Origin of the sequence: Haemophilus parainfluenzae (assembly GCF_003252795.1) — a bacterium.
Classification (GTDB): Bacteria; Pseudomonadota; Gammaproteobacteria; order Enterobacterales; family Pasteurellaceae; genus Haemophilus_D; species Haemophilus_D parainfluenzae_K.
Map to the genome: position 1 here is coordinate 89583 of NZ_QEPQ01000001.1, position 19440 is coordinate 109022.

The 19440-nt window shown below is 37.3% G+C and carries 19 protein-coding genes, 1 tRNA gene and 3 pseudogenes; 11 read left to right on the forward strand and 12 right to left on the reverse strand.

Annotated elements, in window-relative coordinates; all coding sequences use genetic code 11:
* Positions 1 to 363 precede the first annotated feature (363 nt).
* The 6 genes and pseudogenes from ftnA (DPV81_RS00410) to DPV81_RS00435 all read left to right on the forward strand — a co-directional run.
* Positions 364 to 849: a non-heme ferritin gene (gene ftnA, locus DPV81_RS00410; RefSeq protein ID WP_049366579.1), complete on the forward strand. Its 486-nt coding sequence runs from the start codon at positions 364 to 366 to the stop codon at positions 847 to 849.
* Positions 850 to 869: 20 nt separating this feature from the next.
* Complete coding sequence (ftnA, locus tag DPV81_RS00415; protein ID WP_005698992.1) at positions 870 to 1370, forward strand: non-heme ferritin; 501 nt, start codon at positions 870 to 872, stop codon at positions 1368 to 1370.
* Between the two features lie 194 nt (positions 1371 to 1564).
* Positions 1565 to 1650: transfer RNA gene (locus DPV81_RS00420), tRNA-Leu, on the forward strand.
* A 58-nt stretch (positions 1651 to 1708) separates the two neighbouring features.
* The gene (gene ttcA / locus DPV81_RS00425) at positions 1709 to 2638 is read left to right on the forward strand and encodes a tRNA 2-thiocytidine(32) synthetase TtcA (protein WP_111386103.1); all 930 of its coding nucleotides are present in this window, start codon (positions 1709 to 1711) and stop codon (positions 2636 to 2638) included.
* A 1-nt stretch (position 2639) separates the two neighbouring features.
* A complete protein-coding gene (locus DPV81_RS00430; RefSeq protein WP_070582419.1) occupies positions 2640 to 2969 on the forward strand; it encodes a TusE/DsrC/DsvC family sulfur relay protein in 330 nt (109 codons plus the stop codon).
* A 106-nt stretch (positions 2970 to 3075) separates the two neighbouring features.
* Positions 3076 to 3252, forward strand: a pseudogene (locus tag DPV81_RS00435) (iron ABC transporter permease); the annotation flags it as partial.
* A 247-nt stretch (positions 3253 to 3499) separates the two neighbouring features.
* Here DPV81_RS00435 and DPV81_RS00440 read toward each other — a convergent pair.
* Positions 3500 to 4030: a hypothetical protein gene (locus tag DPV81_RS00440; RefSeq protein WP_049366576.1), complete on the reverse strand. Its 531-nt coding sequence runs from the start codon at positions 4028 to 4030 to the stop codon at positions 3500 to 3502.
* Positions 4031 to 4439: 409 nt separating this feature from the next.
* Positions 4440 to 4972 (reverse strand): annotated as a pseudogene (locus DPV81_RS09530) (type IV secretory system conjugative DNA transfer family protein).
* Between DPV81_RS09530 and DPV81_RS00450 the strand changes: the two are divergent.
* The 4 genes and pseudogenes from DPV81_RS00450 to metE form a co-directional block, all read left to right on the forward strand.
* Positions 4908 to 5537 (forward strand): annotated as a pseudogene (locus DPV81_RS00450) (ABC transporter substrate-binding protein); the annotation flags it as partial. The pseudogenes DPV81_RS09530 and DPV81_RS00450 sit on opposite strands and share 65 nt — an antisense overlap.
* 68 nt (positions 5538 to 5605) lie before the next feature.
* Positions 5606 to 5815, forward strand: coding sequence for a TOBE domain-containing protein (locus tag DPV81_RS00455; protein WP_007525241.1), 210 nt, complete (start codon positions 5606 to 5608; stop codon positions 5813 to 5815).
* A gap of 250 nt (positions 5816 to 6065) precedes the next feature.
* Entirely contained in the window at positions 6066 to 6326 is a 261-nt protein-coding gene (locus DPV81_RS00460; protein WP_049373448.1) for a SemiSWEET family transporter, read from the forward strand.
* Positions 6327 to 6515: 189 nt separating this feature from the next.
* On the forward strand, positions 6516 to 8789 hold the full coding sequence (gene metE / locus DPV81_RS00465) for a 5-methyltetrahydropteroyltriglutamate--homocysteine S-methyltransferase (protein ID WP_111386105.1): 2274 nt from the start codon (positions 6516 to 6518) through the stop codon (positions 8787 to 8789).
* A gap of 87 nt (positions 8790 to 8876) precedes the next feature.
* On the opposite strand, the gene cdd is transcribed toward metE, so the two are convergent.
* The 7 genes from cdd to DPV81_RS00500 form a co-directional block, all read right to left on the reverse strand.
* The gene (gene cdd / locus DPV81_RS00470; RefSeq protein ID WP_111386107.1) at positions 8877 to 9752 is read right to left on the reverse strand and encodes a cytidine deaminase; all 876 of its coding nucleotides are present in this window, start codon (positions 9750 to 9752) and stop codon (positions 8877 to 8879) included.
* A gap of 91 nt (positions 9753 to 9843) precedes the next feature.
* A complete protein-coding gene (locus DPV81_RS00475; protein ID WP_111386109.1) occupies positions 9844 to 10395 on the reverse strand; it encodes an RNA 2'-phosphotransferase in 552 nt (183 codons plus the stop codon).
* Positions 10379 to 10765 carry an SMI1/KNR4 family protein gene (locus DPV81_RS00480; protein WP_070867877.1) on the reverse strand — a complete coding sequence of 129 codons (387 nt, stop codon included), beginning with the start codon at positions 10763 to 10765 and terminating at the stop codon, positions 10379 to 10381. The genes DPV81_RS00475 and DPV81_RS00480 overlap by 17 nt, the downstream gene beginning before the upstream one ends.
* 138 nt (positions 10766 to 10903) lie before the next feature.
* The gene (locus DPV81_RS00485; protein ID WP_005696082.1) at positions 10904 to 11716 is read right to left on the reverse strand and encodes an ABC transporter ATP-binding protein; all 813 of its coding nucleotides are present in this window, start codon (positions 11714 to 11716) and stop codon (positions 10904 to 10906) included.
* A gap of 1 nt (position 11717) precedes the next feature.
* The gene (locus DPV81_RS00490) at positions 11718 to 13694 is read right to left on the reverse strand and encodes a dipeptide/oligopeptide/nickel ABC transporter permease/ATP-binding protein (RefSeq protein WP_111386111.1); all 1977 of its coding nucleotides are present in this window, start codon (positions 13692 to 13694) and stop codon (positions 11718 to 11720) included.
* Positions 13694 to 14647: an ABC transporter permease gene (locus DPV81_RS00495; protein WP_014065363.1), complete on the reverse strand. Its 954-nt coding sequence runs from the start codon at positions 14645 to 14647 to the stop codon at positions 13694 to 13696. The genes DPV81_RS00490 and DPV81_RS00495 overlap by 1 nt, the downstream gene beginning before the upstream one ends.
* A 292-nt stretch (positions 14648 to 14939) precedes the next feature.
* Positions 14940 to 16538: an ABC transporter substrate-binding protein gene (locus tag DPV81_RS00500; RefSeq protein ID WP_111386113.1), complete on the reverse strand. Its 1599-nt coding sequence runs from the start codon at positions 16536 to 16538 to the stop codon at positions 14940 to 14942.
* Positions 16539 to 16890: 352 nt separating this feature from the next.
* On the opposite strand from DPV81_RS00500, the gene DPV81_RS00505 reads away from it, so the two are divergent.
* Positions 16891 to 17373 carry a Dps family protein gene (locus DPV81_RS00505; protein ID WP_111386115.1) on the forward strand — a complete coding sequence of 161 codons (483 nt, stop codon included), beginning with the start codon at positions 16891 to 16893 and terminating at the stop codon, positions 17371 to 17373.
* A gap of 50 nt (positions 17374 to 17423) precedes the next feature.
* On the opposite strand, the gene DPV81_RS00510 is transcribed toward DPV81_RS00505, so the two are convergent.
* The 3 genes from DPV81_RS00510 to grxB all read right to left on the reverse strand — a co-directional run bounded on the left by DPV81_RS00510 (position 17424) and on the right by grxB (position 19437).
* Positions 17424 to 17885: a threonine/serine exporter family protein gene (locus DPV81_RS00510; RefSeq protein ID WP_049365508.1), complete on the reverse strand. Its 462-nt coding sequence runs from the start codon at positions 17883 to 17885 to the stop codon at positions 17424 to 17426.
* Positions 17886 to 17889: 4 nt separating this feature from the next.
* Positions 17890 to 18660, reverse strand: a complete 771-nt coding sequence (locus DPV81_RS00515) for a threonine/serine exporter family protein (protein ID WP_111386117.1) — start codon at positions 18658 to 18660, stop codon at positions 17890 to 17892.
* 129 nt (positions 18661 to 18789) lie between these two features.
* A complete protein-coding gene (grxB, locus tag DPV81_RS00520) occupies positions 18790 to 19437 on the reverse strand; it encodes a glutaredoxin 2 (RefSeq protein WP_111386119.1) in 648 nt (215 codons plus the stop codon).
* Positions 19438 to 19440 lie beyond the last annotated feature (3 nt).

Sequence of the window (19440 nt, forward strand, 5' to 3'; positions counted from 1 at the left end):
TTGGTCAAAATAAGTCGATTTGGGATTATGGATATAAAAGAAATAAATGGATGTCTTTGAAATGGAATAATTAGAATTAGTATGAAATTTGTAGATAACGCTATGTGAATTCTGAATACAATTTCGTACATCAATTCTGCAGATTTCATTATTCTTGATCTGATAATGAGAATTTATTTTACATATATCACCTAAATGAGAATAATTAACATTGATTTCTCTTTTGTTATTAGTGACTTATAGAAATAATTTTAAAAAAATACTTGACCATTCTCATTTGTGAGATTAGAATGCACACCGATGACAAGTTAAGCAGTCTTGTTTTTATTTTTAATCTCTACTTAATAAGGAAAGGAGTTGGTTATGCTTAATAAAGCAATCGCAGATAAGTTAAATGAACAAATCAATTTAGAGTTCTACTCTTCTAATGTTTATTTGCAAATGAGTTCTTGGTGTAGCAAACACGGTTACGAAGGTGCTGCAGCATTTTTACTTCGTCATGCTGATGAAGAATTAGAACACATGCAAAAATTATTCAAATATGTGAGTGAAACAAGTGGTATGCCACTTTTAGGTAAAATTGATGCACCTAAAAATGACTACAAATCACTTAAGGAAGTGTTTGAAACCACACTTGAACACGAAAAATTCATTACTTCTAAAATTAATGAATTAGTTGAAGTGACTTTTGCAAATAAAGACTATTCTACTTTTAACTTCTTACAATGGTACGTTGCAGAACAACACGAAGAAGAAAAATTATTCAATAGCATTATTGATAAATTTAACTTGGTGGGTGAAGATGGTCGTTCGCTTTACTTTATCGATCGTGATTTAGCAACATTATAATTTTAAAAGGAGAATACAAAATGTTATCATCAAATGTAATCAAATTATTAAATGATCAAATGAACCTTGAGTTCTACTCTTCAAACCTTTACTTACAAATGAGCGCATGGTGCGAACAAAACGGTTTTGAAGGTGCTGCTAAATTCTTATCAGCTCACGCTGCAGAAGAAATGCAACACATGCGTAAATTATTCACTTATTTAAATGAAACTGGTGCATTAGCGGTAATCACTGCAATTGAAGCGCCTGCGCATGAATACAAATCATTAAAAGAAATCATTGAATTAACTTACAAACACGAAAAATTGATCACAAGTAAAATCAATGAATTAGTGGGTAAAACTTTTGAAGAAAAAGACTACTCTGCATTCAATTTCTTACAATGGTATGTTGCAGAACAACACGAAGAAGAGAAATTATTCAGCGGTATTTTAGACAAATTAAATCTTCTTGGCGAAGATGGCAAAGGCTTATTCTTAATCGATAAAGATTTAGGTAACCTTGCTGGTCAAACCGCTTAATTAGATAATTATAAAGCTTAGTAGAAATACTAAGCTTTTATTTTACTCACAAATTGTGACAACGTATCAAATTATTTTAAACTTCCCTTTCATCTTTGAATACAAGTTGATGAAATTTAAAACAACCACACGTTTTTAATGAAATTTTACTTGCAACGAAGTAAGATAAACGTATAATTCAGAACAACCCAAATGCCTGGGTGGCGAAATTGGTAGACGCAGCGGATTCAAAATCCGCCGGTGAATAACCGTGTCGGTTCGAGTCCGACCCTAGGCACCACAGAATTTATAAGCTCTGAAGTTGATTCAGGGCTTTTTTATTAGCTAAAGTAATCAATATGACAGAACAAAACCAAGATAAAAAACAGAGTTATAATTTCAATAAATTGCAAAAACGTCTTCGCCGTAATGTAGGCAATGCAATTGCTGATTTCGGTATGATTGAAGATGGCGATAAAGTGATGGTTTGTCTTTCTGGTGGCAAAGACAGCTATACACTGCTTGATATTTTGTTGAATTTACAACAAAGCGCTCCGATTAAATTCGATATCGTTGCTGTCAATTTAGACCAAAAACAGCCTGGTTTTCCTGAGCATGTTTTACCTGAATATCTGCAAAGTATTGGTGTGGATTATAAAATCGTTGAAGAAAATACTTATGGCATCGTGAAAGAGAAAATTCCAGAAGGCAAAACAACGTGCTCTCTCTGCTCTCGCCTACGCCGTGGTATTTTATACCGTACGGCAACTGAACTTGGCGCAACAAAAATTGCACTTGGACACCATCGTGATGATATGCTGGCTACCCTATTTCTGAATATGTTCTACGGTGGGAAACTAAAATCGATGCCACCGAAATTAATTTCAGATGACGGCAAGCAAATCGTGATTCGTCCATTGGCTTATTGTAAAGAAAAAGATATTGAAAAATATGCCGTAGCCAAAGAATTCCCAATTATCCCTTGTAATTTATGTGGTTCTCAACCTAATTTACAACGTCAAGTGGTGAAAGAAATGTTGAATACTTGGGACCGTCAATATCCAGGTCGCTTAGAAACCATGTTTAGCGCAATGCAAAACATTACGTTGTCACACTTATGTGACCCAAAACTCTTTGATTTCAAAGGCATTAAACATGGCCAATCACTTGATGGCATTGAAGGGGATACCGCATTTGATGAAGAACGCATCGAACCAATGAAATTTGATGATGAAGATGCGTCTGACTACTCCGATACTGAAATGATCAGCTTTAAAGAAGTGAATTAATATGATTACCGTACAAGGAAAACAAATCGAAACCGACGCCTTTGGCTATTTACTTAATATTGCTGATTGGAATGAAGATGTAGCAAAACACATCGCTCACCTAGAAGATGTAGAACTGACTGACGCTCACTGGGAAGTGATTTATTTTGTGCGTGATTTCTATCAAGAATATAACACCTCCCCTGCGATTAGAATGCTGGTAAAAGCAATGTCAGAAAAATTAGGTGCCGATAAAGGTAATAGCCGCTATTTGCAACGACTCTTCCCTGACGGACCAGCTAAACAAGCAACCAAACTGGCGGGTCTGCCCAAACCAGCTAAATGCTTATAGAATAACGTAACCGTGCGATAAAGTACGGTTATTTTTTTACCCAAATTTCGCTATATACAAAAAATATAATCACTATATACTTATAAAAACAACGAATTTTGAGTGTATGAACAAATCCTCCCTTACCTTTCCCTTTCTACTTTGCTTGCTTATTGGGCTCATTTTATGTTCGCTCTCTTGGGGGCGCTTTGCGATTCCGCTTGAAAATGTAGTGCAAAGTCTGATTGGCAATAATGTCAGTGATGTGCAAAACAACATTATTTTTAATCTTCGTTTACCTCGTGAGCGGCATTTGAAATACTAGTTAGCTTCTCTGCGAGTTTTTCCTGTTTATTGATCGCAATATAAATTGAAAATAGGCATTAAAAAAGACGATAGATGTTGCTTTTCTATCGTCTTTATAAACAAAAAAAACAGAGCAGACTTTTTACAGTCCCACATCCATCTTTGGATGGTTGGAAAAATCCAAGCTCTGTTTAGTATATTATACCATTTTTTTTATTTACCTAAAAGATAAAATATCCTGCACTCTATAATTTCATTTTCTTTCTCTTCATTGCAGAAGAAATACTACATAAATTTTCTGCAACATATATTCCCATTTTTGCAAGATCTACATAATCCTCAAAATTAATCAATTTCGGATTTGTGCTATCATATCTATACATGTCGTGAGTAAAGTCATTTCTAAGTTTCCTAAATGTTATTAATTGATTATCTAATGTTGTATTGTCAACCGTTAAATTAAATGCTTTATAATCTTTAGAAAAATCAATATCCAATAATTTGGTATTCTTAATTCTATATTGTAAGAAGCCAATCATTTTTTTCTTTTTTACATCAATTTCTAAACCCTTATTTTTAATAGCATTATAAATATACTCAGTTTTTTTATTCAACATATCTCCATTTACTGATTTTCCTATATGTTCACAAATACGCTTTGTTCTATTTTCAATTATTGCATATGAACATGCTATCGATTCTAAATAAAATTTATTTTCAAATGATACATGCATCCTCTTTCTTAAATTATCTACAAATATAGTTTGATTAATCATTACATATTCTCCAAATTATTTTATATAGCCTATTATACCAAATATACCTATGCCACATAAAGCTATAACAGAAAATATTACAATCTTGTAATTACTGTATTTCTATTCATCTTAACTTTTCCTTTTCCTTTTCTCTTGATATATTCCTCAATATCAAAGGCATTTTTCTTATTAAAATCTTCAAGTAACTTGTAATTCTTGTGCTTTTTAATATCGAATTTGTCTGACAAAAACGGTCTGACACTTCGAAGCTAAAAAATACACTTACTGCCATCCATAACCGTTATCTCATCCTGACTCATCAGCTCCTTTCCTGTCTTTTGATAATTCAGTCCATAACTATTGGCATTGGATCTTGTTTCCGATGTGTTATATAGGTCTATGGTTTCTTTACCCGTGTTTCAGATAGTTATTTAAGTGTGGTCTTTTCCTTTCCACCAAGAAACAAGGTATTATCACAGTTACCTACAATCGTATCTGCATTATCTTTATAAATTGCCTTTAGCTGAGATTGTGCTTGCAAGATAATACTTGCGGATATTTCTCTACTTCGATTGTCGCTATTAATTTCTCAAATTTTGGAATTAAGCCGATGTTGGCAAACTCGTCAAGCAAGCACCTTACATGAACAGGTAATCTTCCCCCGTATTCATTATCTGCCTTATCACAAAGTAGATTAAATAGCTGTGAATACATAATAGATACCACAAAGTTAAAAGTATCATCTGTATCAGAGATAATAATAAAGAGTGCTGTCTTTCTATCGTCAAGAGTGTCAAGCTCAAGTTCATCTTCCTTCATCAAGTCTCTAAGCTCCTGAATATCGAAAGGAGCAAGCCTTGCACCACATGATATAAGAATAGACTTCGCCGTTTTTTTTGATGGATTGAAGAAAACCGTACGGATTACCGCTGAAGTTTTAGGTGATAAAGCGCCTGAAATCGCAGAAAGCTATATCAAAGAATTAGAAGGCAATATTCAATTTGTGGAAAGTCGTCTCAAAGGTCTCAAAGATGAACAACGCCCAACGGTGTTACATATCACTAAAGGCTCAGACTTATTGATGATTGACGGCGGAAAATCGATGATTGGTGAATGGATTAAATTAGCCGGTGGTAAAAGCGTGTTACCCGATGAAGCCAATATGGTGACCGTCACCGTAGAAAGCATTATTCAAGCAAATCCTGATGTCATTATTATCGGCAGCAGCGGTAATAAAGCGCAAGCAGCAATCGAAAAAATTAAAGCTGACCCAGCATGGCAATCAATAAGTGCGGTCAAAAATAATCGTATTTATGCCAACCCAACCGGCACGTTCCCATGGGATCGCTACAGTGCAGAAGAAGCCTTACAAATTCTTTGGGCGGCTCAACTTTTCCATCCTGAGCAATTTAAAGATTTAAACATGGTGGAAAAAACACAAGCCTTCTATAAAAAGTATTATGGTTATGAGCTAAGTAAAGAAAATGCTGAGCAAATCTTAAAAGGGTTATCACCTATTAAGTAGTATTTTCAATTTATATATTTATCTATATAATGTCTACTCTTTTTAACTCAAACATAAGGAAATGCTAAATGAAAATTAGTGCAAGAAACCAACTTAAAGGTACTGTAAAATCAATCGAAACTGGTTCTGTGAACGCAATCGTACACATTGATATCGGTAACGGTAATGTAATTTCTTCTACCATCTCTATCGATGCAGTAAAAGAATTAGGTTTAGCAGTTGGTAAAGAAGCATATGCGATTATCAAAGCAACTTCTGTAATGGTTGGTGTTGAATAATCTCAACTGAACTGTTCAGAATTCTATATAACCGCGCTTTAAAGTGCGGTTATTTTTTTGTCTTTTTTCTCTCTAATCTCTTTATTTCCCTTCTAATAAAATGCATTTTATCCTTAACCAAAATGAAACAATCTTTGCTACATCTTGTTATTATTGACCTTTAATTAATTGTATTGTATAATTTTTACATATTATCAATTTTTAGTTAATAATCTAGTTTCGGATTATTCTGTTAAACTTAGGAGAGCAAATGACAAATCAACGTTTTATTACTATTTTAGGCTATGTCGCAACATTTACTTCAGTTTGTATGTATGTTTCTTACTTGCAACAAATTGGTCTAAATTTATCAGGTCAAAAAGGTGGTTGGTTACAACCTTTTGCTACGACAATCAACTGTAGTTTATGGGTAGCTTATGGCTTGTTGAAAGAAAAACGCGATCTGCCTATTTCATTAGCAAATGCTCCAGGTGTGATCCTAGGCTTAATTACTTTCGTCACCGCCTTATAACACTATAAAACCTCATACAAAAAAGACCGCACTTTTTAGAAATTTTAAAGTGCGGTCTTTTTATTTATTAATTTAATTCATTTAAAACCTGAAAATTATGAAGTTGTGTAATCTTCTTTTCTATTGCATTCTATAACCGAACAGACGTTTAGACGTCTAAACCAAACAGAAACAATAGAAGGATTGATTATGACAACATTTCATTTAGCAGGATTTCCGCGTGTAGGCGCAAAACGTGAACTTAAATTTGCTCAAGAGCGTTATTGGCGTGGCGAAATTGCAGAAGCGGATTTATTAGATATTGCAAAAAGATTACGTGAACTTAACTGGCAACACCAAGCCAAGGCAAATGCTGATTTTGTTGCGGTGGCTGATTTCACACTTTACGATCACATTTTAGATTTACAAGTGGCAACCGGTGCGATTCCTGCTCGCTTTGGTTTCGATAGCCAAAATTTAACACTCGATCAATATTTCCAATTGGCGCGTGGTAACAAAACACAATTTGCCATTGAAATGACAAAATGGTTCGATACCAACTACCACTATCTTGTACCAGAATTCCATAAAGAGACACAATTTAAAGCCAATCCAGCACATTATGTGACACAAATTCGTGAAGCTAAAGCGCTTGGGTATCAAGTTAAACCAACAATCGTTGGTCCACTCACCTTCCTTTGGTTAGGTAAAGAAAAAGGCGCTGCATTTAATCGCTTTGATTTATTAACAAAACTCGTGCCGGTTTATGTTGAAATCTTAAATACATTAGCTGCAGAAGGCGTGGAATACATTCAAATTGATGAACCCGCTCTCACCTTAGATTTACCGGCAGAATGGGTTGCCGCTTATAAAGCGGTTTACGCCACTTTTGCTGAACAAGTGAAAGCGAAATTATTGCTTGCGACTTATTTTGGTTCTGTAGCAGAACATGCTGATTTGTTAAAAGCCTTACCTGTAGCAGGTTTACATATTGATTTAGTACGTGCACCTGAACAACTTACTGCTTTTGCAGATTACGACAAAATCTTATCTGTGGGCATCATTGATGGTCGTAATATTTGGCGTGCAAACTTAAATCAAGTGTTAGATGTGGTTGAACCATTAAAAGCGAAATTAGGCGATCGTTTATGGATTGCGCCAAGCTGCTCTCTCCTTCATACACCTTATGATTTAGAAGTCGAAACACAGCTACAAGCCAATAAGCCTGAACTCTATCAATGGTTGGCTTTCACGTTACAAAAAATTCAAGAATTACGTGTTATTAAGACTGCACTAGAGCAAGGTCGTGAAGCGGTTCAAGCTGAATTAGATGCTTCTCAAACTGCTGCGGATGCACGTAAAAACTCGAATGAAATTCACCGCACTTGCGTAGCTGAACGTTTAGCAAATCTACCAAAAAATGCTGACCAACGTAAATCGCCATTTGCGGAACGCATTAAATTACAAAATGCGTGGTTAAATTTACCACTTCTGCCAACGACGAATATTGGTTCTTTCCCACAAACAACAGCCATTCGTCATGCCCGTGCCGCCTTCAAAAAAGGCGAACTCAGCTTAGCGGATTACGAAGCGGCAATGAAAAAAGAAATTGAATTTGTTGTACGTGAGCAAGAAAAATTAGACTTAGATGTATTGGTACATGGCGAAGCAGAACGTAACGACATGGTGGAATATTTCGGCGAATTACTCGATGGTTTTGCTTTCACCAAATTTGGTTGGGTACAAAGTTATGGTTCACGTTGTGTGAAACCGCCTGTGATTTACGGTGATGTTACTCGTCCAGAACCAATGACGGTACGTTGGTCAGAATATGCCCAAAGCCTAACAAATAAAGTGATGAAAGGTATGCTGACAGGTCCAGTCACGATCTTACAATGGTCTTTCGTGCGTAACGATATTTCTCGTGAAACCGTCTGTAAACAAATTGCGGTGGCACTTTCTGACGAAGTATTAGATTTAGAAAAGACAGGCATCAAAGTCATTCAAATTGATGAGCCAGCTATTCGTGAAGGTTTACCTTTAAAACGTGCAGATTGGGATGCTTATTTGAAATGGGCGGGCGAAGCCTTCCGTTTAAGCTCAATGGGTTGCCAAGATGATACACAAATTCATACGCACATGTGTTATTCCGAATTTAACGACATTCTACCGGCCATTGCAGCCCTAGATGCCGATGTCATTACTATCGAAACCTCACGTTCTGACATGGAATTACTCACCGCATTTGGTGATTTCAAATATCCGAATGATATTGGCCCAGGCGTATATGACATTCATAGTCCACGAGTGCCTGCAGCAGAAGAAATTGAACATCTTCTTCGCAAAGCATTACAAGTGGTGCCGAAAGAACGTTTATGGGTAAATCCAGACTGTGGTTTAAAAACGCGCGGTTGGCCAGAAACGATTGCGGCATTAAAAGTGATGGTTGATGTCACGAAAAAATTACGTGCTGAATTAGCATAAAATCAGTAAAAAGAAAGGCGAATATGAGAGATTATCTCTGTTCGCCTTTTCTTTTAGTTCAAAAACTAATTCATTTTTGACCGCACTTTACAAGCTAATATATTCCATTTTCACCTTGCAGAGGCTCTTCAATAACTGCTCTGCCATCTTGCGGTGACTTAAACGCAAAGGCTTTTCTGCAAATACCACTCGCTCAATTTTTGATACATCCAATTGATTTAAGTAAGCAAAATTAATGGCGGTTTGCATAGCGGGTAAGCTTGGGTTGAATGCCGCATTTTCTGCATATCGACCACAAATCATTTCCCCATTTTTAAATAAAATGCCTACACCATGAGGGCTTTTAGAATAAGGTGAATGTGCTCGGTTTGCGCCTAAAATCGCTTTATTTACCACTTCATCTTCTGTCGTCAATGTGAAACCTTGTTCTTCTTTGTTTAATAGAAGCAAATCAACCCCTAAATCTTTTGGGCCAAAGCTATCGGGTAAATATTGGGGAAGTGGATTATTTTGGCTGTGTGGCAAATGAATTTTCAAATCTTGCGCTTGATAAAGCTCATTCATAAATTGACGGCAGTGACCGCAAGGCGTGTAATTCACCACAATATCCGTGATACGAGGCTCATTGCGTAACCATGCATGGCTAATCGCACTTTGTTCAGCATGGATGGTTTGAGCCATGCTACTACCCTGAAATTCTTGATTTGCACCAAAGTAAAAATCACCACTTTCACCAATCGCAATTGCTCCAACATGAAATTCTGAAATGGGCGTGTGGCTATAACAAGCTGCTACTGGCAAAAGTGCCAAACCTAATTGAACAGGCGTAAGCTTAAATTCATCACAAATTGACCGCACTTTTTCAGCCGGTAAAAAACCTTTCCATTCTTGTTCTTCTAATGCAGAAAGAATTGCATTTGAAAGTGGCGAATCGGCTAATGCTTGTTGAATTTTTTGTTGCATGTTAAATCTCCTTATTTTTATATGCCCATTCTACGCTATTTGGCGACACTTCACCGCAAAAATGATCACATAATGCAAATATGCTTAATCATTAATTATCTTTTATAAACTCAGGCGAAATGTAATCTGATAAGCAGACTTTTTCATTGCCAATATAAAATTTTGCACCCTTAGATTGTGCTAGTTCTGTATCAATTTTTAGAAGAATTGTCTCCCCTTTTTTTCTATTTCCAACCAATGTTGCTGTCTCAACATCCTCAGATAAATGTACATATTGACGAGACATTGGCTTCAATCCATTTAATTTAATATCATCTAAATAATTTATACTTGTCCCATGGTATAAATACTTTGGTGGATAACCAATTTCTTTAGAAATTTTCATTGGAATTGAATGCCCGTAGAAAGCTCTTATTTTTCCATTTTTAATCTCATGCCTTTTCTTTTCCGATAAGTCGATCATTTTAACTAAATCGTCTTCGGTTAACGTATTCCATTTTTCATCACTATTTCTAAATGATGAAATTAATTGTTCGACAGAAACCCAACCTTCAGAATCGAATTCTAATTCATATTCCCATGGGGCATGACGAAGCGCATAGGAAACTTCTTTACTTAAATTTAATTTAATACTCTTTTGCACTTTTGATTTCTTCCGCTAACCACTCATCAAAATCCTTACATTCATATTTATTGTCTTTATTACCAAGATCATGAACATAAACTCTCGGATTTCCAGAGTAATCCGTTAATTTGAAACAAGCTGCCCAATCTCCATCTCTAGCGAATGATATTAAATCAGCTACACCTGTCAGTTTTTCTATTGCTTTACTATAAAGATAAACACTATCCTCTATCTCTGAATTCTCATAATCAGGATCTTCAAACCACCAAGGAAAATATTCCAATTCATTTATCTTTTCCATATTACTTGATAAATCAATATAAGACTGAGGAAACTTAAAGTTTTCAGGTAATTGTTCTTTAGGATATAAATTAAATTTAGTTTGCATAATGGCTCCACAATTACAATTTATCTGTAAAGATAAGTAATCTTTTATCTAAGTTTTCAAGTCTATGCAAGAAAAATCATAAAAAATAACCGCACTTTTAAAGTGCGGTCATAAATTAAGATATTTTATTTACTCGTTTTATAACAATGATGGTGCAACACCGAGTAATTTTCTTGTGTAATCCACTGTTGGGTGGTTGAAAATATCTTCAGTGCTACCCGTTTCCAAAATTTGACCGCCATACATCACGACAATGCGATCAGATACTTGACGTACTGTTTGGATATCATGAGAGATAAACACCATGGCAAGATTGAGTTCTTTTTTCAAATCAGCCAATAAGTTTAATACCTGAGCACGAACGGATACATCTAATGCAGAAGTCGGTTCATCCGCCACAATCAGTTTTGGATTCAGCGCTAAAGCACGTGCAATCGCCACACGTTGTTTTTGCCCACCTGATAAACGAGTTGGTTCAACTTGTGCTGCAGAACGTGGCAAACCTACGCGAGAAAGCAAGTCATACACACGTTTTTCCCGTTCATGGGGTTGTAACACATTGTGAATATCCATTGGGTCACGCAAAATATCCAACACTTTCATACGAGGATTCAGTGCGGTTGCCGGGTCTTGGAAAATGACCGACACTTGACGACCGAATTGTTTTCTTGCTTCTGAGCTGCCATACTGCATTTGTAAACCGTTGAATTTCACTAAACCTGACGTTGGTTTAAGAAGTCCAATAATCACGTTGGCTAAGGTAGATTTCCCACAGCCAGACTCCCCTACTAAACCAATGGTTTCCCCTGCTTTGATGCCAAGACTCACATTGTTCACCGCAGTGAATTTTTTACGTCCAAACAATGAACCGTCGCGAGAAGGAAATTGCACCACGATATTTTCTAAATCAATGATGTTTTGTTCTTTAATGACTTTAATACTACTGCTCATATTATGCTCCTTTCGCTTCCGTTACAGGCTTAGCTAGATGAGAAGCCCACAAGTGAGACGGCTCGCCTTCCACGGAGGTTAATATCAATTTTTGATCCGGATTTGCATCTGGTCGTAATGAACGACTTGCGAAACGGTCACCTGTAGCAAAATCGTAAGGCGATGGTACGCTGCCCGGAATTTGATATAAACGTTTTGCACGGACTTCGGTTGAAAGGACAGAACCCAATAAGCCACGTGTATATTCGTGAGTTGGATTAGCAAGCAATAAGGATGTTGGTGCCATTTCAACCACTTGTCCTGCATACATTACGGTAATGTGGTGAGCTAATTGAGCAACCAAGGCTAAATCGTGGCTGACAAACACCATTGCAAATCCCAGTTTTTCACGTAATTCATTCAATAATTTCACCACTTCAGCTTGAACGGTTACGTCTAATGCGGTTGTTGGTTCATCGGCGATTAATAATTTCGGCTCACGAGTCAATGCCATTGCAATTACCACACGTTGACGTTGACCACCAGAGAGCTCATGCGGATAACGGTTCAATACTTTTTCAGGATCAAGGTGTACCCATTCCAACAATTTTTCTGCGGTATGGTGGCTGCCACGTTTGATGAGCTGTGCCATTTGATCTTTGATACGCATTGATGGGTTTAACGCACTTAAAGAGTCTTGGTAAATCATCGCAATTTCAGAGCCACGCAATTCACTTAAATTGTGAGAATTAAGCAAGCTATGTTGTTTGCCACTGCGGTCGGTGAAAAGCACTTCCCCAGTGATTTTGGCTGTTTTTGGTAACAAGCCCATGATAGAGAATGCTGTAATAGATTTACCACAACCTGACTCGCCTACTAATCCCATAGTTTCACCTTCATTTACGGTGAAGCTGATATTATCGACCAATGGAATTTCACCATAACGATTCGGGAAACGAATAGATAAGTTTTTCACTTGTAAAATCGGTTTTGCATTTGGATCTAATTGCATACGATTAGTACGTGTGATTTCTTTTTCATGTAATTTGAGTAAGTAACGTTTTAACGCAAGACCTTCAGAAAGCGCTTCTTGTACGTCAGTAGAAAGACGTTCATCTGATTTGCCTTCTGGTTTTTTACCGCCTTTTAAGCGCGGGTTAACCAATGCATCAGTAAGACCTTCCGCTAAGATATTTAAAGCTAATACGGTTAAAAGAATCATCACACCTGCAAAGGTTGTCGCCCACCATGCACCGTTTAATACGATGTTACGACCTTCAGAAAGGATGTTACCCCATGAAGGATGTGGTGGTTGTACACCTGCGCCCAAGAAAGAAAGCGAGGCTTCGAATACAATGGCATCTGCCACCATTACGGTTGCAAAGACTAAAACCGGTGCAGCAGTATTGCGTACAACGTGTTTGAGAAGAATATAAGTACGGCTACCTCCAATAACGCGTTCAGCACGCACATAGTCTTCATCCCATTGTGATACCACATTCGCACGAACTACACGAGCAAGTTGCGGAGTATAAACCACGGCAATCGTGATGATAATAACCGGCACAGAGTTACCAAAGGTTGCTAATAACACTGCCGCTAATGCGATACCAGGGAAGGCCATTAAAATATCCATTAAGCGCATGATAATTTCATTGCCCCATTTCTCGGATGTCGCTGCAGTTGCACCTAAAATACTACCGAAAATAATGGCACAAGCTACCGCACCTAACCCGATAAATAAGGAGGTTTGGGCACCATACACAATACGAGAGAAAATATCACGACCAAGTCGATCAGTCCCAAACCAATATTCCGCACTTGGAGCACGCATACGTGCGATCACTTCTAATGGATCATGTGTTGCGACCCAAGGGGCAAACACCGCCACTAAAGCAACGAAAACTAAGAATAATAATGAAATTTTTGATGCGGTGGAAAGTGCTCGGAATCTCGCACCGCTTGCAGCTAATCGATCTGCTAAACCTTGACGAAACATTATAGACTCCGAATTTTAGGGTTAATCAACACATAGAGAATATCAACGATAATATTCACTAAAACGAAGGTAAAGGCGATAGTCAGAACCACACCTTGTACTAAGTGTAAGTCGTGGTTGACGATACCGTTAAAAATCAATTTACCCATGCCTGGTAAATCGAAGATTTGTTCGATAACTACCGCACCACCAAGTAAGTAACCTACACGTAAGCCTAATACGGTCACAGGTGTGATTAAGGCATTGCGTAATACGTTGTGACGAATAACAGTTGCATAAGGCACACCGTTACCAATCGCCGTTCTCACATAATCTTTATCCATTTCTTCTACCATGGTTGTACGCACTACACGAATTAATGACGCACATACTGGCACAGCAAGCGCAAGAGATGGCAAAATCATGGAATTGATATACCCCATTGGGCTTTCGCTGAATGGCACAAAACCACCTGAAGGCAACCAATCTAATTCCAAAGAGAACCATTGAATAAGTAAGATACCTAACCAGAATGAAGGGGTCGCAACCGCAGCAACAGAGATTAAACGAATCACTTGGTCTACCCAACTATCACGATAAAGCGCTGCAAGTACACCTAATGAGAAAGACACTACTGCCGCAAACACCACACCAATTAAGGTAAGTTGTAACGTAATTGGGAAAGATTTCGCTAACATGCTACTAATCGGTAATTCTGGTGGCATCGTCACACCAAAATCCAATACAAGTAAGTTGCCTAAGAAGCGAAAATATTGAACAAAGAGTGGATCATTTAAGCCATGTGATTCGCGGTAAAGTTGTTTTGCCGCTTCACTAGCACTTTCGCCCAATGCCACTGTAGCAGGATCACCCGGCGTGAATTGAAGCACTACAAAGACGAGTGCTGTTACACCAAGTATCATGACCGGCAAAGCCATCAATCGGCGTAACAATAATCGAAGTATCATTTCCATCTGACCTCTCCTATTCTATTTTGAGAAATTCATTAAATTAAAAATGAAGTGAAACAATCAAATTAAAAAACAAAATGATTTATACAAATCATAATATCCGCTCTATACCCTGTCAATCCAAGTACCTCGGGCAAAGTTCAAATCTGTGATCGGCTTCACAAAGATTTTTTTGAAATAAAATAGGGAGAAAAAATGATTGAAAAACAGGGGAAAAAATGACCGCACTTTGGTATTAAAAAGAAAGAAAAAAGGCTGTTGATTGCTCAACAGCCCAAACATTAAAAAAGTACTTTTATTTACGGCCCACACCGAGGAAAGATAAACCGGTTGTCGCCAAGGGTTGATAGCCTTCAAGGCTGCTATCATCCCATGCTGAAGGGAGTTTACGGTGAACAATCGGATAAAGTGGTACTTCAGCCGCAATAATGTTAATCGCTTCTTCCCATGATTTTTTCGCTTCAGCGTGATCTTTTGCTCTCACAGCTGCATTGAGCAATTCAGTCACTTTCGCAAATTCAGGGGTGTTGCTCCAGCGGAAACGACGTTTCGGCCATACATCACCACGATACCACCAGCTTAAAAGCAAGTCTAAGTCGTTACCGAACACTGATGGGTCACCCGGCGCGATTGCCACTTCATACACACCAGGATCTACGTTGTTGCTATATAACGCACCTGATTGTAAGTGTTGTAAAGTCACTTTCACACCTGGAATCTTGTTCCAAGACTCTAAAATTAACGGTGCTGATTCTTTCACCCAGTCGTGATCAGTTGCGAGCAATTCAAATTTAAGCTCAGTCACACCTGCTTCTTTTAATAATGCTGCTGCTTTTTCCGGATCATAAGGATATTGAGTTGATGCCTTAATATAATCTGGGTGAGTGGTTTGTAAGTATGATGTTGCTGCTTCTGCATTACCATCAAATACAATATCAACAAGTTTTTCAGTGTTCAAACCATAGTGTAACGCTTGACGTACTTTTGGATTGTTAAACGGTGCTTTTTCACAGTTAAACATTAAGAATAGCAAGCCGAAAGATTGAACGGATTGCACTTGTTGTTTTTTATTTTTCAAACGGCTAATGTCTAAATAAGGCACACTTTCCATTGCTTGAGTACGTTTAGACTCTTGTGCAGTTACACGAGCGGCCGCATCAGAAAGTAATAACCAAGACATTTTTTCAACTTGTGCTGGATATTTACCATTGTAAGGTTCATAAGCTTCAAAGACGATTTTGTCATCTTTCACTGCTGAAACAAATTTGAATGGACCTGAACCAATTGGGTGTGCATCAAATGCAGATTGTCCCACTTTATCGATCACATGTTTCGGTACAATTTTCACACAAGTTAAGCGGTTAGCGAATAAAGCAAATGGATATTTCAATTTAAATTCCACGACTTTATCGTCTACAGCTTTCACACTTTCAATGAAATCAATAAACATTACAAATAATGATTTATTGGCAGGATCAATAATACGATTGAAGGAATACACAACGTCTTCAGTGGTAACAGGTGCGCCGTCATGGAAAGTTGCGCCTTCACGTAAGGTTATACGCCATGTTTTTTCATCAACTTGCTCTGGCTCTTTTCCGGCTAAAGCAAGATAAGGTTCACGAGTTGCAGGATGCAAATCCACCAAACCTTCAAAAATATGTAAGTTTGCGGCATAAGGCGAAGCACCACTTGATGTCATTGGGTCAAAACCGGTAGAAAGTGGATAAGCAATCCCCGCTTCAATGGTTTTACCTTTAATATCTGCAGCAAAAGCTTTTGGTGTAAATGAGCCTAATGTGCCACTAAATGCAAGACCTGCCCCCACGCCAGCCATCAGCTTCATAAAATGACGACGAGATTCATTTGTTTCAAAGGAAAAATGCTTTGTCATACTAAACTCCTGATGAGTAATAAAATCATATTTTTGGTTTTTAAACCTAGCCAAACATTTCATTCGAAAATGAAGTAAAGCAATCAAATCTTAGAATAAAATGATTTACATCAATCATAATCATCTTCGATTCATTCTGTCAAAGGGGAAATATTGAATGTGTGATCTACTTCACAGAGTTTTTCACTATTAAGAACAAAGTTTTTAACTATGCATAATCAATTATAAATAGGTTTTAACTATTAAATCACTAGATAATATGAAATAGCCATCAGAAAAAATGACGCTTATAATGACCGCACTTCCCAAGCAAGGGAACAACATTTTAATCAACAATAAAGAGGAAAATACTATGTCAAAAACATCAATCGGTTTAGATAAAAAAGCATCTGAAAAATTAGCAGCAAAATTAAACGAATTATTAGCAACCTATCAAGTATTCTATACTAACGTACGTGGTTACCACTGGAATATCAAAGGTGTAAACTTCTTTGAATTACACGCAAAATTTGAAGAAATCTACACAGATTTAGTAGAAAAAGTTGATGAGGTCGCAGAACGTATCTTAACTTTAGGTTACACCCCACATAACGGTTATTCACAATACTTCAAAGACTCACGTATTAAAGAAGAGTTAGGAATAAGTGATGCACAATCTTGCTTAAAAGGCACATTAGAAGGATTAAAAGTATTACTTGAACAACAACGTGAAATTCTTGAATTAGCAGGTGAATCTGATGATGAAGGTACAGCTTCTCAAATGAGTGACTACATCAAAGAACAAGAAAAACTTGTTTGGATGTTCCAAGCCGCTTGCCAAACTTGCCATGCTTAATTAAATATAGGTTAAATGCGAAAGCCGACTGATGTCGGCTTTTTTATTTTCTACACGACCGGCTTTTGTCGATAGAACAATAATCCAGGTAAGGCGAGGCCCAAAACAAGGGCTCCCAAAATAAAGCTGGTATTGATAAAAGAGCTGATCATTTGCTCAAATAATGTATCGGAAAAGCCATAATGATGAATTTGTACGATAGCAATCATCGCTTTATAAGCATGAACCCCTGGAATCATTGGAATAATTGCCGCAACAGTAAAGACTTTTGGATGGGCTAAATAGCGATGAGATAAATGCACGCCAATAAAACCAATCACACAAGTGGCGAAAAAAGTGGCAAAAACAATCGGGACACCAAAGTGTAATAATAACGTTCTCGTGACATGCCCAAGTGCGCCTAAAATAGCACAATACTTTAAGGCCTTCGGCGGAACATTAAATACTAAGGCAAATCCTACTGCAGGAATGGCTGCAAAAAGCATATCGTCGAGTAAATTCAATAAAAACATCCTATTACCCCACCCAAGAAACGATATTTAAAAGATTTAATGCAAAGACGATACCTAAACAAGCACCAAAGGTGAGAACCGTAGCAATGGTCCATCGTCCTATTCCCATATTGACATACCCTTTTAAAATATCTGCAAGTGAATTAATTAATGGGAATCCTGGGACAAGTAATAAAACGCTAGAAGCCAATGCGATATGAGGATCATTGCCTAAACTATATTTCAAACTGATACCGGAAATCAGTGAGGCAACAAAAGCGGTAATGGCAAAAACGATGAGTGGATTGTAATGATGTTTAGAAATTTCTTGTCGAACAAACATGGCAATAGCAGAGGCAATAAAGGTGATTGTACAAATTGTGATATCTCCGCCAGAAAGGTGAGCAAAAGAGGCACAAGATAAACCAATCATAAACACCACCAAATAACGGTTATATTTCAGTGGTTTTAATTTGTCCAGTTTCTTTTGAGCCATGGACAAATCATACAAGTGATGCTCTACGGCAACCACAATGTGCTGTACATCCGTAACAATTTGCATATTAATGCCTTTATCGACATTTTTCCGCACGGTGGTAATACAATGCTGCTTAGAAAGTGTGGTTAATAAGACTGCATTTGCCGTTAAAGCACATTCCACGCTTTCAATGCCTAAAGCCACACCTAATCGCTGTGCCATTTGTACGACGACAGCACTTTCTGCGCCATGCTGTAACAATAACAAAGCGGTTTCCACACAAATACGGGTAACCGCTCGTTGGTATTCCTGATCCATATCTCTGCGCTCTTATTAAAGTAAACCTTAGAGATTATAGATCGATGAATAAAAAATACTGAAAAAATGACCGCACCTATGATCCAAGTCAAAACTTCAGTATTTTCAAGCCTCATGGCTTAGCAGATATTAAATGGCTTTATCAAAATACAACGGCACATGACTTAACTTAGCCATATTCGTAACGTAAGCTAAAACCGCTGGTGGGAATTTGATTCCTTTCACACAAGTCAGGTTTCGTAATACAGGGAAAACGATAATATCTTCAAGAGAAAGTTTTCCGTTTAAGGCATTTTCAGATTGAATTAATACCGCTAATTTCTCTAAATCGCCTTTTAAGCGAGTAAGATAGGTTTCGGACTTCGCAATATTTTCAGCAAAATCACCAATAAATTCCGTTTTCTTTTTAGTGAAATAATCGACCGCACTTTGGGTTTCAAATTCTGCTAAACCAATTTGCGTAAAGCGTGCAGTCGTAAGATGACCATAATAACTGCCAACTTCTTTTAACCATGTTTCAATTTCAGGACGAACGTGTTCAGATAAGATTTTTTCACCAAAATGTTCATCTACATAATGCACGATATCCAAACTTTCCGGCATCGCAGTACCATCTTCTTTGACAAGAATTGGCACAACCTTTTTGCCCACTAAACCAATTGGCGTTGCTTCATCATCATTTGCAAGCACTACAAGTTCTACCGGTAAATTTTTTAAACCAAAAATCATGCGGGCACGTACACAAAACGGGCAATGATCGTAAACATATAATTTCATTTT

What these genes read in the sequence shown, in the direction of transcription:
- DPV81_RS00460 (WP_049373448.1), top strand. Translation starts at nt 6,066, where the DNA reads ATGACAAATCAACGTTTTATTACTATTTTAGGCTATGTCGCAACATTT.
- metE (WP_111386105.1), top strand. Translation starts at nt 6,516, where the DNA reads ATGACAACATTTCATTTAGCAGGATTTCCGCGTGTAGGCGCAAAACGT.
- DPV81_RS00515 (WP_111386117.1), bottom strand. Translation starts at nt 18,660, where the DNA reads ATGGATCAGGAATACCAACGAGCGGTTACCCGTATTTGTGTGGAAACC.
- grxB (WP_111386119.1), bottom strand. Translation starts at nt 19,437, where the DNA reads ATGAAATTATATGTTTACGATCATTGCCCGTTTTGTGTACGTGCCCGC.
- DPV81_RS00505 (WP_111386115.1), top strand. Translation starts at nt 16,891, where the DNA reads ATGTCAAAAACATCAATCGGTTTAGATAAAAAAGCATCTGAAAAATTA.
- DPV81_RS00440 (WP_049366576.1), bottom strand. Translation starts at nt 4,030, where the DNA reads ATGATTAATCAAACTATATTTGTAGATAATTTAAGAAAGAGGATGCAT.
- DPV81_RS00485 (WP_005696082.1), bottom strand. Translation starts at nt 11,716, where the DNA reads ATGAGCAGTAGTATTAAAGTCATTAAAGAACAAAACATCATTGATTTA.
- ftnA (WP_005698992.1), top strand. Translation starts at nt 870, where the DNA reads ATGTTATCATCAAATGTAATCAAATTATTAAATGATCAAATGAACCTT.
- DPV81_RS00500 (WP_111386113.1), bottom strand. Translation starts at nt 16,538, where the DNA reads ATGACAAAGCATTTTTCCTTTGAAACAAATGAATCTCGTCGTCATTTT.
- cdd (WP_111386107.1), bottom strand. Translation starts at nt 9,752, where the DNA reads ATGCAACAAAAAATTCAACAAGCATTAGCCGATTCGCCACTTTCAAAT.
- DPV81_RS00480 (WP_070867877.1), bottom strand. Translation starts at nt 10,765, where the DNA reads ATGCAAACTAAATTTAATTTATATCCTAAAGAACAATTACCTGAAAAC.
- DPV81_RS00490 (WP_111386111.1), bottom strand. Translation starts at nt 13,694, where the DNA reads ATGTTTCGTCAAGGTTTAGCAGATCGATTAGCTGCAAGCGGTGCGAGA.
- DPV81_RS00510 (WP_049365508.1), bottom strand. Translation starts at nt 17,885, where the DNA reads ATGTTTTTATTGAATTTACTCGACGATATGCTTTTTGCAGCCATTCCT.
- DPV81_RS00495 (WP_014065363.1), bottom strand. Translation starts at nt 14,647, where the DNA reads ATGGAAATGATACTTCGATTATTGTTACGCCGATTGATGGCTTTGCCG.
- ftnA (WP_049366579.1), top strand. Translation starts at nt 364, where the DNA reads ATGCTTAATAAAGCAATCGCAGATAAGTTAAATGAACAAATCAATTTA.
- ttcA (WP_111386103.1), top strand. Translation starts at nt 1,709, where the DNA reads ATGACAGAACAAAACCAAGATAAAAAACAGAGTTATAATTTCAATAAA.
- DPV81_RS00455 (WP_007525241.1), top strand. Translation starts at nt 5,606, where the DNA reads ATGAAAATTAGTGCAAGAAACCAACTTAAAGGTACTGTAAAATCAATC.
- DPV81_RS00430 (WP_070582419.1), top strand. Translation starts at nt 2,640, where the DNA reads ATGATTACCGTACAAGGAAAACAAATCGAAACCGACGCCTTTGGCTAT.